This window comes from Haloarcula sp. HT12 (genome assembly GCF_055271655.1).
Genome location: NZ_JBUXKW010000005.1, coordinates 260821 through 275631, shown reverse-complemented (window position 1 = coordinate 275631; position 14811 = coordinate 260821). Strand labels below are relative to the sequence as shown.

Here is a 14811-nt window from a genome sequence, read left to right as displayed (position 1 = left end):
GCACACCCGCGCTGTCGCCTGATTTTCCCGAAAGCCTTTAGAACAGTTGACTCCGTACCGACGGGTAATGACAGCAACAGGTGGTGTCCGATGCGGCTGATTATCACCGAGAAGGACAACGCCGCTCGCCGCATCGCGGAGATCCTCTCCGAGGGGAGCGCCTCCGCGAACCGGCAGAACGGCGTCAACGTCTATCGGTGGGGGAACACCCGCGTCGTCGGCCTCTCCGGGCACGTCGTCGGCGTCGATTTCCCCGAGGAGTACAACGACTGGCGGGACGTCGAGCCGGTCGAACTCATCGACGCCGACGTGACGAAGGAGCCGACCCAGGAGAACATCGTCACGACGCTGAAGCAACTGGCCCGTGAGGCCGACGAGGCCACTATCGCGACGGACTACGACCGCGAGGGGGAACTCATCGGCAAGGAGGCCTACGAACTCATCCGCGAGGAGACAGACGCGCCCGTCGACCGCGTCCGCTTCTCCTCGATCACCGAACGGGAGGTCCGGGACGCCTTCGCCAACCCGGACGACATCGACTTCGACCTCGCGGCCGCCGGCGAGGCTCGCCAGATTATCGATCTGGTGTGGGGCGCGGCACTCACTCGCTTCCTCTCGCTGTCGGCCCGCCAGCTCGGTGACGACTTCATCTCCGTGGGCCGGGTCCAGTCGCCGACGCTGAAACTCATCGTCGACCGCGAGCGCGAGATCCAGGCCTTCGACCCCGAGGACTACTGGGAGATCTTCGCCGACCTCCAGAAGAACGGCTCGGGCTTCGAGGCCCAGTACTTCTACGACGATGACGGGAAAGAGGCCGAACGGGTGTGGGTCGAAGACGACGCTGACGACGCGTACGCCGACCTGACGAGCGTCGACGCGGCGACGGTGACGAGCGTCCGCCGTCGGACCCGCACCGATAGCCCGCCGACGCCGTTCAACACCACCGCTTTCATTTCCGCCGCGAGTTCGCTGGGCTATTCCGCCCAACAGGCGATGTCAATCGCCGAGGAGCTGTACACCACCGGTTACATCACCTACCCGCGAACGGACAACACGGTCTATCCGGACGATCTCGAAGAGGACGCGCTGCTCGATGAGTTCGTTGGGGCCGGCCATTTCGGGGAGGACGCCGAGGCGCTGCTGGAGCAAGAGGACATCACCGCCACCGAAGGCGACGAGGAGACCACCGACCACCCGCCGATCCACCCGACGGGTGAGATTCCGCCGAAGGTCGATCTCTCCGACGACGAGTGGGAGATCTACGAACTGGTCGTCCGGCGGTTCTTCGCGACGGTCGCCGAGGCCGCCACGTGGGAGCACCTCCGCGTCGTCGCCGACGCCGGCGGCCGCTCGCTGAAGGCCAACGGCAAGCGCCTGGTCGAACCAGGCTACCACGAGGTGTACCCCTACTCCAGCGCCAGCGAGAACCACGTCCCCGACGTCGAAGAGGGCGAGGAGCTGGCTATCTCCGAGGTGCGGATGGAGGCCAAACAGACCCAGCCGCCTCGCCGCTACGGCCAGTCCCGGCTCATCCAGACGATGGAGGACAAAGGGCTGGGGACGAAATGCCTCACAGCGGACAGTGACGTACTTGTCAGGTCTGAAAACGGAGATATCGAGCGACAGACAGTCGACTCGCTCTTTAGCGACGGACAGGTAGTCCTCGCTGACGGAGACACAGATATTGCGGTCAGTAAGGAGACACCGACGGTCCTTTCGCTTGACGAAGCGACTGAACGTGTCTCCGAACAGGCATCAACGCTCGTCAGTGAGCGGCCGTTGAGAGACGATGAGAGCGTTCGAACAATCGAAACCAGTCGCGGAGCGGTTACAGTTACCGACGACCATCCGATGTACATCCGGCAGGACGGCGAAGTCACAGTCCGTCCAGCGTCGGATATCGAGGCGGGAACCGACCTCGTCGCGGCTCGTAGACCGCCGGACACGATGGTCGAACCATCCGACGAAACGGTGCTTTCGTGGGAGACGTTCGCTGCGGACTGCGACAAGCACTCGAAGCTCTACGGCGTCGATTGCGGAGCAGAACTCGCGGCACAACGAGCGGCGCGTGACGAGAGCCAGACTGCGTTTGCCGAGCGATACGGTTCCTACGGCTCTGCGGTTGGCAAATACGAACGCGGTGAAAAGGATGTCCCCGTCTGGTTGCTCGGCGAGTTGGATATCAGGCCGGACAGAATTCACGGGCTGAATTACGAGACGAGCTTCGAGAATCCATTCCCCTTGGAGTGGTCACCGGAACTGGCGCGGGTCATTGGCTGCCTCTTGGGTGACGGCTCGATACACCGCAACGACGACGAGAACGTCGTCGACGTGCGGTATCACAACACGGATGAGGCATTGATAGAGCGATTCGCTCGGGATATTGAACGACTATTCGATATCGAGCCGACTGTCACCGACCGTCCGGGACGAGAGTCACATCACAAGCGAAAGTATCAGGTCGATGTTCCATCAGCGGTCGGGCGTGTCCTCGTGTTCGTGTTGGAGGCCGTAACTGAGAACGGAACGCCGGTGCTTCCGGACGCAGTTCGGCCAGCGTTCGTTGGTGCACTGTTCGACGATGAGGGTCACATTTCCCGAGAAGGGAAGGCCTTTATTTCAAACACGGACCACGCGCTTCTGACAGGCGTTGGAGAAATGCTCGCGGAGATGGGTATTGAAACGAAACTGGCCCCCGACCAACACAAACTCCACATTCGGGGGCGGCGGAACCTCGAGCAGTTCCTCGATAGAATACCCATTGCGTCTGACGAGAAGTTCTATCGAGGACTTGACGCGCTCGACGTGTACGACGTAACTACGAGGAAAGCGGAGCTACTGGAAGCGATTCGGCAGGAGCCGAAGACGAGTGCCGCGCTCGCCCAGACTCTCGGCGTCACCCGGGGCAGCGTAAACAAGTATCTCCGCGAACTGCGCGAGAGCGGTCACGTCGAAAAACAAATTGAGGGGAGCAATCGAAGTCTAGACGAGAACAGAACTGTTCAGTATGTTGCAGCCGATTTCGAAGGGTCCGTATACGCGACACTCCGCGGCGAACCGTCGTCGGTCACCGTTGAAGATGTCGAGCGCCGCGAGTACGACGGTCCGGTGTACGACCTCACTGTCAGCGAGAACGCGCCAAACTTCGCCGTCAATGGCGGTGCAGTAGTTCACAACTCAACCCGCCACAACTCCATCGAGAAGCTGTACGACCGCGGCTACATCGAGGGCGACCCGCCCCGGCCGACGACGCTGGCGATGGCCGTGGTCGAAGCCGCCGAGGAGTTCGCCGACCACGTCGTCAGCGACGAGATGACCGCCCAGCTAGAAGCCGATATGACCGCCATCGCCAACGGCGAGGCGACGCTCGACGAGGTGGCCGACGAGTCCCGCGAGATGCTCAAGCGGGTGTTCGACGAACTACGCGATTCCCGCGAGGAGATCGGCGAGCACCTCCAGGAGTCGCTGAAAGCCGACAAGACGCTCGGTCCCTGTCCCAAGTGCGGCGAGGACATGCTGGTCCGGCGCTCGCGCCAGGGGTCGTACTTCGTCGGCTGTGACGGCTTCCCCGAGTGCCGCAACACGCTCCCGCTGCCCTCGACGGGCGAGCCGCAGGTGCTCGAAGACCACTGCGAGGAACACGACATGCACCACGTGAAGATGCTCGCCGGCCGGGACACCTTCGTCCACGGCTGTCCCCGCTGTGAGGCCGAGAAGGCCGACGAGAGCGAGGACGAGGTCATCGGGCCGTGTCCGGAGTGTGGCGTTGCTCCGGAGGAGCAACGAGGCGACGGCGGCGAAGCAGCGGGTGGCGAACTGGCCATCAAACACCTCCGCTCGGGCTCCCGGCTCGTCGGCTGTACGCGCTACCCCGAGTGTGACTACTCGTTGCCGCTACCCCGCAACGGCGACATCTCGGTCACCGAGGCCTTTTGCGAGGAACACGACCTGCCGGAGCTGGTCATCGACGCCGACAGCGACGACCCCTGGGAACTGGGCTGTCCCATCTGCAACTACGAGGAGTACCAGGCCCGTACCGCCGTCGAGGACCTCGAAGACCTGAGCGGCATCGGCTCGGCGACCGCGGAAAAGCTCGGCGACGCTGGCGTCGACTCGCTGACGGCGCTCCGTGAGGCCGACCCCGACATCGTCGCCACCGAGGTGCAGGGCGTCAGCGCCACGCAGGTCCGGGAGTGGCAGGACGAACTGGAAGCCTGAGCAGTCACCGCCGGTTTTCGATGGTCGGAACGGTGAGGCGAACGCGGTCCGCTGGCGTCGACCCGCCGAATTCGAGTCGCCCGTTCATGCTCTGGACGGTCCACTGGGCGACCCACAATCGGAGAGTGCTCGCGTGTGCCAGCGAGCGCTCACTATCGTTGTCAAACGCGGTTTTGGTCGCCTCTGAGACGAACCCTTCGTCGGCAACAACTTCGACGGTGGCCGTCTCGTACTGGTCGTCAGCCCCGATCCGGACATCGACTGTCGGGCCGGAGAGATTGGTCGCAGCGCACGCAAGGACTTCCCGGACGCTCGTTTGGATGGTCGCATCGGCGGCAGTGGCATCCGGTGGCCCAGCGTCGATAGCGACGGAGAGGTCAGCGTATTCGCGGACGGCATCGGTGACGCCAGCCTCGACGACGGCGTTCAGGTTTGCCGGCTCCGGTTCGCGGTCACCGAGCGTCCGGTCGACGTGTCTTGCGTTCTCGGAAAGCGTAGACAGGCGTTCCGCCGCCGAAGCGATGGCGTCGAGGTGATCTGTCGCCGCTTCATCGAACAGACCCTGTTCTTCGAGCCACTCTAACCGGCCGCTGATGACGTTAACTTCGTTCCGGAGATTGTGCCGGAGGACGCGATTGACGACGGAGAGCCGTTCTTCCCGACGCTCTACGTCATCGCGGAATTGGTGGATATCGCGGGTTTGCTCCAGGAGAAGCGCCGCGTTCGAAAGCGGCGCACCGCTCTCGATTGCCTCCTCTGGCGGAGTGTAGTACGGGTTTGTACAGAGCGTTTCGCGGTAAATGACGGCCTCGTGTGTCTGCAGCGCCTGGCCCAGATTCTCGTCGGCAAACTGTTCCAGGCTGTACTGGCACAGCGCCGTGACTGGCAGTTCCGGGCAGGTCTCATCAAAGCGGTGTTCGAACTCGATAACATCGTCGAAACTGCAGTCGAGACCGAATGACCAACTGTTCTCACCGGCCACGTGGAGTCCGGCGTATCCGTCGGCGACAGCATCAGCCGCCAGACTGCGGAACTCGTCGACGGTTTCCTTGGGATCGAACAGCCCGCTCGAATAGATTCCGTCAGCGTCCATCAGAACCAGCTGTCCGTCGGCTCGTAGCGCATCAACGTCGAGTCCGGCGTCGGCGAGTGCGACCGCAATCGTCTCCGTATCGTTGTCATCGGCGATGTAAACCACCCGTTCATTCCGCTGGAGACCGCGGGCGACGTACGTTGTGATGACGCGCAGCTGCTCGGCGTGGGTCCGGTAAAACAGAGCGAGGTGGCGAGGCAGCTCAGTCGTAGCAAGCTGAGTCCGGAGCTGCTGACGCCTGTCAGCCGGGGCCGAGTCCGAGGCGTCAGGTTCGCTCGCCGTAGACTCTGACATACCTGTCACTACGCAGTGAAGCGGCCTTATTCTTCGGGATTAGAGATACCCTCTAAGGCGCTTGCTATATCGGCCGTACTCATTCGATTTGCGGAACTCACTTCGGCAGTAACTGTCAGATTTCTATGTTTTCTATCAGATCCCACGCAGCGACAGCAGTGTAGTCACCCGATAAACGTGACACCACCACACACCGGACATTCAACCGCTTCGGCAGTTTCAGCGGTTATCTCGTCGACTCGACCGTAGACGACTGCGTGTGTGACCGGCTCAGGAATCTGGCGCTCACAGAGCGGGCACTCGACGACGCCGGCCCGCAGTCGGTCCCGGTCGATGCTGTGGCCAGTGGTCACAGCTGGAGGTGAGACGTGGAGCTTGGCCCGTCATCGTCATCGATACCGCCCTCGTGGGCGAACGTGTAGTCGTCGTCCGTAAGGAACACGTCGCCGTGGGTCTCGGATATTTCGACGCCGGGGAGCGTCGTTCCGGCGGCGTCGCCGTTGTCGCAGCCGCCGTCGCAGGCGTCGAACAGGGAGCCGTGTCGGGGGCAGATGAGTTGGTCGCCACGCATCGGGACGCCCCGCCCGGTGTCGAACCGCTGTGCCTCGTGCGTACATCGGTTCACCCATGCCTCGACGCCGTCCTCGCAGGGAACGAGAACGATCTCTTCTAGGTCGCCGTAGGCGTCTTCGGCGGTGAAGAGCCACGACCCGTCCCCGTGGACCGTCTCGACTGTCGTAAGTCGCTGCACGGCGGCGTATTGGGCTGCCCCCGGTATCAGCGTTATCGTGTGGCGCATCGAACAGCGACCGTGAACGTCACTCGCCGGTCTCCGCGGCGATGAGGCGGACCAGCGCCGTGACGAACACCTCGAACAGTCGCCAGACAACCACGCAACTGACGACGAACACGGCCAGGACGATGGCGACGAGCCACAGGAGGAGGCCGAGTTGCAACTCCGTGAGCAGTCCCGTCACCAGGCCGACGACGAACCCGCCGACGAAGAGGCCGCCAGCGCCCTTGAGACAGCGGCGTTGCCAGCGGTCGAACGCTAGCGTGTCCTCAGCCCCCAGCAGCGATGGCAAGGCGATGCCGAGTCCGGCACCGCCCAGAGCGAGGACGAAGAAGACGCTGCCGAACAGATACGAGAGTCCGCGGACGAAGCCGTCGCCGGACGGTGACGCTGTCGGCATCGTCGAAAAGGAGTACAGCACGGCCACCGTCACGACAACGCCCGTGAGGACGAGCACGGCCCGGATGGCGGTGACAACGTACCGGCGCTTGTCCGCGGTCATTGTCTGACGGTTGTAACATAGCCATCATAAATCTTCGGAGATGTATATACCCGGAGCCGGCGCCAGCCGGGGGTGGGCAGGAGTACCAGCGTGGTCCGCTGTCATCGGCGTATCCGAAGCGGTTATACGGCCACGCGAAAGTCTGGCAGGTATGAGCGACTGGGCGGACTGGGACCACATCGTGAAGATAGACCCCGACAAGACGCTGGTCGACGGAGAGACGTTCGAAGACGTCGCGGCGACGGGGACCGACGCCATCGAAGTCGGCGGGACGACAGGCATGACAGAGGAGAAGATGAAGCGGGTCGTCGACGCCTGCGGGAAACACGACATCCCCGTGTATATCGAGCCGTCCAACCCCGCGTCCGTCGTCCACAGCGACCGCCACGACGGCTATCTCATCCCGGTCGTGATGAACGCCGGCGACGTGGCCTGGATCACCGGCGCGCACAAGGAGTGGATACGCATGGACGACGATATCGACTGGTCGCGGACCTTCACCGAGGCCTACATCGTGATGAACCCCGAGGCGTCGGTGGCGTCCTACACGCAGGCCAACTGTGACCTCGATGCGGACGACGTGGCCGCCTACGCCGAGGCCGCCGAACACCTGCTGGGCCAGGAGATCGTCTACGTGGAGTACTCGGGGATGCTCGGCGACACCGACATCGTCGCCGCCGCAGCGGACATCCTCGACGAGGCCACGCTGTTTTACGGCGGCGGCATCCACGACTACGAGTCCGCCCGAACCATGGCGCAGTACGCGGACACCATCGTCGTCGGCGACCTCGTCCACGACGAGGGCGTCGACGCGGTGCGGGAGACGGTGAAAGGCGCGAAAGACGCGACGGCGACAGTCAAGTAGTTAGAACGCCAGCCGTTCGAGCAGTCGACCGACCACGCCGCCGGGATGCGTTTTTGTGTCCACTTCCATCGACGCGTGATCGCTGTCCTCGATTGCCGACTGTGCGGTCCCAGCGTCGTCTGACGTGCGGGCCGAAAGCCCGCCGTCGTTCGCGTGTATCAGGAGGCTGCTGTCGCTGTCAGCCGCGTCTATCGCAGCCGAAAGGTCGGCTCGGGCGACAAACGTTTGCTCCGTCGGCACGTCACAGAGGTCCAGCAGGTCGTCGTGGTACGCTTCGAGCTGCGTCCGTTCCTCGGACGACTGCCGGTCGTCAAGCGGGTAGAGGAACTGGAGGTCGGCCCCGGTCTCCGTCGCAACGGCGTTGCCGACGCGGACTTTCAGCGGGTCGTACGGGCCGCGGGTCGTGACGAGGGTGATAGTTTCCAGCGCTTCGAGGGGCTGTGCATCGACGGCGATGGTGTCACAGTCGGTCTGCTTTCGGATGCGGTCGATGCTGTCGCCCAGCAGCGAGTCTTCGAACGACGCACCCCGTTCCACCAGGAGCACGTCGATGTCCCGCTCCTCGACGGCATTGGCGACGGCCCGCTCTGGATGGTGGCTGACGAGTTCGCCGTACTCGACGGGGACGTCGAACTCGGCCGCCAGCGTATCGGTCCGGGACTCGAATTCGAGGTCGTCGGGCGACTGCACGCCGGAGGCGTAATCGAGTGGCTGCTGATCGGGGACTTCGTCGAACTGGACGACGGAGAGACGGCTGTCGTCAGGCGAGAGCGCGGCTCCGACTTCCAGCAGTGTCGCTTCGCTCTGTCGCGAGGAGCCTTCAGGGAGCGCGACAAGCACGGAGGCCTCTGCCGTCTTGTCGAGACACTCTTCGGTCTGGTCGAGGGCGCGGTCGCCGATGCTCCGGCGGACGGACTCTTTGATCGCTCCTTCCCTGGTGACCCGCGGTCGGACGTACCCCAGATACCAGAGGAGGCTGGCAACGACGATGCCGACGGCTCCGACCATCGCGATCAGCCCCATCTGCGTCAGCAGGGCGAATCCAGTTATGGTACCGAATATCGGCGTCCAGGGGTACAGCGGCACCTCGAAGGAGGGGTCGTAATCCGGGGCGTCGCTCTCCCGGAAGCCGATGAGCGCGACGTTGATGAGCGCGAACACGAGTATCTTGAACGCGCTCGCGAGCTTCGCGATCTCCAGAATCGGAACGAAGAGGATGAGCAGCAGCATGACGCCGCCGGTCAGCGTGATCGCGGTCACCGGCGTCCCGAACCGGTCGCTGACCGTGCTGAACAGTTCGGGTGCGAGCCCGTCGCGGCTCATCGCGAACGGGTAGCGAGACGAGGAGAGGATGCCGGCGTTGGCCGTGCTGACCAGCGCCAGAATCGCCGCGAGAACGACGGCCGCGACGCCGGCGGTACCGAGCGTCGCCTCGGCCGCATCCGCAATCGGCGTCGTGCTCCCGGCGAGCTGGTCGAGCGGGATGACGCCGACGACGACGGCGACGACGAGGACGTACAGCAGCGTCGTGAACGCGAGCGAACCGAGCATCCCGAGCGGGATGACCCGATCCGGGTCTTCGACCTCCTCGGCGATAGAGGCGATCTTCGTCACGCCGGCGAAGGAGACGAACACGAGGCCGGTCGCGGCGAAGATGCCGCTCGCCCCGTACTCCCACATCCCGCCGTAGCTCGCGGTGTCGACTGCCGGGCCGCCGCCGGCGACGAACCAGCCGATTGCCACGAGCATCACCGCGACGATGCCGATCTGGAGCCGGCCGGTCTGTTCCGCGCCGAGGATGTTGACGAGGATGAGGACGGCCGCAAGCGTGATCGCAACCGGGCGAATCGGCAGATCGAACAGAAGGACGAGATACGGCACGCCGCCGACGAGCGCGAGCGCACCCTTGAACGAGAGGGAGAACCACGTTCCGAGTCCCGAAACGGTGCCCAGCAGCGGCCCCATCGACCGCTCGATGTAGACGTACGTGCCGCCGGCCTCCGGCATGGCGGTCGCCATCTCGGCCTTGCTGAGCGCGGCCGGGAGCACGAGCACGCCCGCGAGGAGGTAGGCGGCGATGATACCGGCCCCGGCGTCTTTCACCGCCAGCGCCGGCAAAATGAAGATGCCGCTGCCGACCATCGCACCGATGGATATCGCTACCACTGACAGCAGTCCGAGGTCGCGTTCCAGGTCCTTGGCCATAGTTACGCGGTTTCGGGCATCTGGAGTGTCGTTTCGACAGCGCGTTCCAGTTCCGTCGCCAGGACCTGCGAACTACAGATCACTTCCGTGGCGACTGACTCGAACGCCGACCGATGCTGTGGGTCGTTGAGCACGACGACCACGGTTTCGACATCGAACTGCGTCCGAAGCAGCTGTGTCACAAGGAAGGCACCGTGGTCCGTCTGCATCGAAACCAGGGCGATGTCGGTCGTTTCGGCCCCGGCGTCTCGGAGAACAGCACGTTTTCGCCCGTCACCGACTACCACGCGGGTGTCGTCGGGTACTTGCCCGGCAACGCCGTCGTGGTCGGTGACGAGACAGGCATCGGCGTCTCGACTGAACGTCGTTACTACCGCAGACCCGACGTGGCGGTCGCTGATGACCAGTACCGACGGCGGGTCCACGTCGTCGTCCACCCGTTCGCGGAGTCCTGTAAGAGAGATCATATGGTTCGTGGAAGCCGGACGTATCCGGCCGATACGAACCAATTGATTCCGGTAACCGATAAATGTCTAGGCTACAGTTCCGATTCCGGATCTATATACATATATAATCAATATCCGGAAATTTAATTACTTAGTCTCTGCATCGGGATCGGTATGCCCGAACTGGTGGAACGGCCGGGTGTACTCGTTGCGGATGAGGTCTTCATCGACGACCTCCAGTCCGACGTCGTTGAGGTCCCTGCCGATGCGGCTCAGATCGTTTCCGTCGGTACCGACCACCTCGACGTGGACGTTATCAGCCCCGGTCATGACCTCCCGGATGGCGACGACGCCGGACACGTCGAGCGCCCGCTGTGCGATCTCCTCACGCTCGTGGATGGGTGCGGTACAGACGATGAGTGTGTGTAGCTGATAGCCCGCGGCCTCGTAATCCACGTCGACATCGTAGCCGGCGATGACGCCGGCCTCTTCGAGCTTGTTGATTCGATTCCGGACGGTCCGCGCGGAGACGTCCAGCGATTCGGCGATCTCACTCGCCGAGGTGTGTCTCGCGTCCTGCTGGAGCGCATAGATGATGTTCCTGTCCAGGTCGTCGATGGGGTACTCCGGATCGGCCATACCGAGTGTTTTGACGGCAGTCAGTACAAAGGTTCAGGATGTGGGATTCGGTCCGGATGTCTATTCGTCGCGTTCCCCGCTCACTGGTCGTGCCCCTCGCGGCTCACGGCTCACTTCGTTCGCCGTTCGCCACATCGAGGTGACTCGCTACGCTCGCCACTTCGCTGCTCACGGCCCATTTCGTTCACCGTTCGCCACATCGAGGTGACTCGCTACGCTCGCCACCTCGCTGCTCACGGCTCATTTCGTTCACCATTCGCGATACCGAGGGCCACTCACTACGTTCGCGCCCCTCGCTTCGAAAGAATGTCCTTAAGTTACGCCCACAAGAACCAACCCCCATGGAAAACCGAACATACACGGCGGACGCGACGCCGGGTGACACGGTCACCGTCGCCGGCTGGGTCCACGAGATTCGAGACCTCGGTGGCATCGCCTTCCTCATTCTTCGAGATACCACCGGAAAGATACAGGTCAAGTTCGAGAAAGACGAGATGGACGACGACCTCGTGGAAACGGGGCTGAACGTCCAGCGCGAATCGGTCATCTCCGTCACGGGCGATGTCGAGGAAGAGCCCCGCGCACCGACGGGCGTCGAAGTCACGCCCGAATCTGTCGACGTGATTTCGGAAGCCGACCCCGAACTGCCGCTTGACCCGTCGGGCAAGGTCGACGCCGAACTGCCGACCCGCCTCGACAACCGCACGCTCGACCTCCGCAAGGACGAGGTGAAGGCAATCTTCGAGATCCGCGCGGAAGTCCTCCGCTCGGTCCGCGAGGCGTTCCGCGAGCTCAACTGCACGGAGATCAACACGCCGAAGATCGTCGCCACGGGGACCGAGGGCGGCACTGAGCTGTTCCCCATCACCTACTTCGGACAGGAAGCGTTCATGAACCAGAGCCCGCAGCTGTTCAAGCAGCTGATGGTCGGTTCCGGCCTCGAACGCGTCTTCGAGATCGGGCCGATCTTCCGCGCCGAGGAACACAACACGCCGCGGCACCTCAACGAAGCCACCTCCATCGACTTCGAGTCGGCCTTCTACGACCACACCGAGGCGATGGACGCCTGCGAGCACGTCGTCAAGTCCGCCTACGAGGGCGTCGCCGAGAACTGCGGTGACCAGCTCGAAGCGCTCGGTCTCGAAGACGAGTTCGCCGCTCCGGAGGGCGACTTCCCGCGGCTCACCTACGAGGAAGCCCTGGACCGCATCAACGCCACCGGCGAACTCGACGAGCCGCTGGTGTGGGGCGACGACCTCTCGACGGAGGCCGAGCACGTCCTCGGGCAGGAAGTCGGCGAGCACTACTTCATCACCGACTGGCCGAGTGAGATTAAGCCGTTCTACATCAAGGACCACGACGACGACGCGGAGGTCTCGACCGGCTTCGACATGATGCACCCGTCGATGGAACTGGTTTCTGGCGGCCAGCGTGAACACCGCTTCGACCACCTCGTCGAAGGGTTCGAACAGCAGGGCCTGGACCCGGAGGCCTTCGAGTACTATACCAAGATGTTCAAGTACGGTATGCCGCCCCACGCCGGCTGGGGACTGGGCGGCGAGCGCCTCATCATGACGATGCTCGGGCTGGAGAACATCCGCGAGGCGGTGCTGTTCCCGCGAGACCGACAGCGCCTGTCGCCATAGGCGACGGCGCAACCGTCGAGCGGGAGCTCGTCACGAACGGAGCGAAGTGACGGTGTTCCCGCAAGATCGGCAGCGACTTTCTCCGTAGGAAGCGAGGCTCTGACCCCAGCGAAGAACCTCGGTGAAGCGAGCGGGGAGAAACGCCCCGCGAGCGGCGAAGACCTGAGAGCCAGCGGGACGAAATGAGTGAGTCCCGCTGGACAGGAAGCGGCTCTCCCCGTCGCGCCGTCAGTCGTGTGGGTGGAACCGTTGCACCGCTTCCGTGACCGCCGTCGCGTCGCCGATGAACGTGACGTGGTCTCCCTGCCGGAGTTTGTCGTCGGCGTGGGGAACGTTGGAGTCACCGTTTCGGCCGACGGTGGCGACGATGCAGCCGTCCGGGAGGACGGTGTTGAGCTCCTCTATCGACTTCCCGACGAGGTCGCCGGCCGTCACCTCGATCTCCTGGACATCGTGGCCGTCGCCGAGTTCGTTCATCCAGTGGGCGAGCGCCGGTCGCTCGATTTCGTTGTCGATAGTCACGGCCGTCGCCATCGGTGCGTCGATGGCGGTCACGTCGAGCGATTCGAACGCGGCGACGTTCTCCGGCTTGTTGACGCGGGCGTAGATGTTCTCGACGCCGAACTTCGAATCGGCCAGCTGGCAGACGAGCAGATTGTCGTTGTCGTCTGCTGTCGCCGCCACGACCGTCTTGGCGTCGTCGGCACCGGCCTCGCGGAGAACCGATACTTCGGTTCCGTCACCGGCGTGGACGGTGAACCCGGCGTCGCGGGCCTGTGCTAACCGGTCGTCGTGGTCTTCGATAATGATGACGTGCTCGCCTCTGTTCTCCAGTCGTTGCGCGAGCGACCGGCCGACCCGGCCGCCCCCGACGATGATAGTCGGCATTGGTATCACTCCGAGTCTATCCGCAATCTGTCTCGCCAGCCCGGCCTCGACGACGACGGTCGCGAAGATAACAACAAAGACGGCACCGATCAGTGTCTGTGCCGCCATCGGGTCGCCCTCGACCGTCAGCTCGATGGCGAACAGCGTCGCCACGCTGGCCGGGACAATTCCTCTGGGCGCGACTGCAGACATGAACAGGCGTTCGCCGGTTGTCACGCGCTCGTTGCCGGCCGTCGCGATCGCGACCACGACCGGCCGGATGACCAGCGCGACAACGAGGACGACGAGAAAGCCCCGCACGCCGAGCGCGAGGATGGCCTCGATATCGATGAGCGCCGCCAGCGAGATGAAGACGAACGACAGGACGATGAGCGTCGCGTCCCTGCCGAACTCCTCCATCGTTTCGCGGTGTGGCAGGTCCGCGTTCCCGAGGAGGATGCCGGCCGTCGCGGCGGCGGCGATGCCGGCCTCGGCGGCCACCAGCTCCGCCAGGGCGAACGAGCCGATGGCCCCGCTCAGCGTCAGAAACCGCGAGGTCTGCGGCGCGTCGCCCGGTGCGACGTCACTCGTCACCAGCAGGTAGATGACAACCGCCGCCAGCAGGCCGGCGCCGACGCCGGTGCTGAACCGAACCACGAACGCCGTGAGGCCCGAGGCGATGTTCTCGTCGCCGAGCACCAACGTCTCGTAGATGACGACGGCGGCGATAGCGGCGGTCACGTCGTTGATAATCCCCTCGCCTTCGAGCGCCGTCGCGACGTGTTCGCGGACCGGGACAACTTCGAGGATCGGCGTTACCACGGTCGGCCCGGTAGCGACGAGCAGCGCACCGACGAGCGCCGAGAGGGGCCAGCTCGCACCCAGGAGGCCACGGACTGCGAGCATCGTCCCGAGGAACGTGATGACCGCTCCGACAGTCACCAGTCGAAGCGTCGTCGAGGAGGCATCCAGCAGCCGCTTTGTCCGGAGCGCGAACGCGCCGTCGAAGACGATAATCGCGACGCTAAGCCCGACGACTGTCGACAGCCCGTCGCCGAACGTCTCCAGTGTAACCAGTCCCAGTCCCTCGCCGCCCAGCAGAAGGCCGATCAGTATCAGAAACAGGACGCTGGGGACTCTGAGGCGGCGCGCTAACAGCTGTGCGCCGATCCCCAGCAGCAATATTCCGGCAATCGTCGGGAGGAGTGGTGCCGACACGGTAAAGTGGAAAGTGGTGGTTTGG

General features: G+C 63.8%; 11 protein-coding genes. 3 read left to right on the top strand and 8 right to left on the bottom strand.

The window, feature by feature from the left end; translation table 11 throughout:
* Positions 1-90 precede the first annotated feature (90 nt).
* Positions 91-4218 (top strand): DNA topoisomerase I, encoded by a 4128-nt coding sequence (locus ACY9XZ_RS17780; protein WP_463458356.1) that lies wholly within the window; start codon positions 91-93, stop codon positions 4216-4218.
* A gap of 4 nt (positions 4219-4222) precedes the next feature.
* On the opposite strand, the gene ACY9XZ_RS17775 is transcribed toward ACY9XZ_RS17780, so the two are convergent.
* The 4 genes from ACY9XZ_RS17775 to ACY9XZ_RS17760 form a co-directional block, all read right to left on the bottom strand.
* Positions 4223-5605, bottom strand: coding sequence for an MEDS domain-containing protein (locus tag ACY9XZ_RS17775; RefSeq protein ID WP_463458355.1), 1383 nt, complete (start codon positions 5603-5605; stop codon positions 4223-4225).
* 164 nt (positions 5606-5769) lie between these two features.
* Complete coding sequence (locus ACY9XZ_RS17770) at positions 5770-5958, bottom strand: hypothetical protein (RefSeq protein WP_463458354.1); 189 nt, start codon at positions 5956-5958, stop codon at positions 5770-5772.
* The gene (locus ACY9XZ_RS17765) at positions 5955-6356 is read right to left on the bottom strand and encodes a Rieske (2Fe-2S) protein (RefSeq protein ID WP_463458647.1); all 402 of its coding nucleotides are present in this window, start codon (positions 6354-6356) and stop codon (positions 5955-5957) included. The genes ACY9XZ_RS17770 and ACY9XZ_RS17765 overlap by 4 nt, the downstream gene beginning before the upstream one ends.
* 67 nt (positions 6357-6423) lie before the next feature.
* Complete coding sequence (locus tag ACY9XZ_RS17760; protein WP_463458353.1) at positions 6424-6900, bottom strand: hypothetical protein; 477 nt, start codon at positions 6898-6900, stop codon at positions 6424-6426.
* A gap of 151 nt (positions 6901-7051) precedes the next feature.
* Here ACY9XZ_RS17760 and ACY9XZ_RS17755 point away from each other — a divergent pair, with 151 nt between their 5' ends.
* On the top strand, positions 7052-7765 hold the full coding sequence (locus ACY9XZ_RS17755; RefSeq protein WP_463458352.1) for a phosphoglycerol geranylgeranyltransferase: 714 nt from the start codon (positions 7052-7054) through the stop codon (positions 7763-7765).
* Here the strand turns inward: ACY9XZ_RS17755 and ACY9XZ_RS17750 are convergent, their stop codons facing one another.
* The 3 genes from ACY9XZ_RS17750 to ACY9XZ_RS17740 form a co-directional block, all read right to left on the bottom strand.
* Entirely contained in the window at positions 7766-9970 is a 2205-nt protein-coding gene (locus ACY9XZ_RS17750) for an amino acid permease (RefSeq protein WP_463458351.1), read from the bottom strand.
* A 2-nt stretch (positions 9971-9972) separates the two neighbouring features.
* Positions 9973-10437 carry an NAD-binding protein gene (locus ACY9XZ_RS17745; protein WP_463458350.1) on the bottom strand — a complete coding sequence of 155 codons (465 nt, stop codon included), beginning with the start codon at positions 10435-10437 and terminating at the stop codon, positions 9973-9975.
* A gap of 126 nt (positions 10438-10563) precedes the next feature.
* Positions 10564-11055 carry an Lrp/AsnC family transcriptional regulator gene (locus ACY9XZ_RS17740; RefSeq protein ID WP_463458349.1) on the bottom strand — a complete coding sequence of 164 codons (492 nt, stop codon included), beginning with the start codon at positions 11053-11055 and terminating at the stop codon, positions 10564-10566.
* Positions 11056-11396: 341 nt separating this feature from the next.
* On the opposite strand from ACY9XZ_RS17740, the gene aspS reads away from it, so the two are divergent.
* Positions 11397-12701 carry an aspartate--tRNA(Asn) ligase gene (gene aspS, locus ACY9XZ_RS17735; protein ID WP_463458348.1) on the top strand — a complete coding sequence of 435 codons (1305 nt, stop codon included), beginning with the start codon at positions 11397-11399 and terminating at the stop codon, positions 12699-12701.
* Positions 12702-12929: 228 nt separating this feature from the next.
* Here aspS and ACY9XZ_RS17730 read toward each other — a convergent pair whose 3' ends face one another.
* Positions 12930-14786: a cation:proton antiporter domain-containing protein gene (locus tag ACY9XZ_RS17730; protein ID WP_463458347.1), complete on the bottom strand. Its 1857-nt coding sequence runs from the start codon at positions 14784-14786 to the stop codon at positions 12930-12932.
* Positions 14787-14811: the final 25 nt, after the last annotated feature.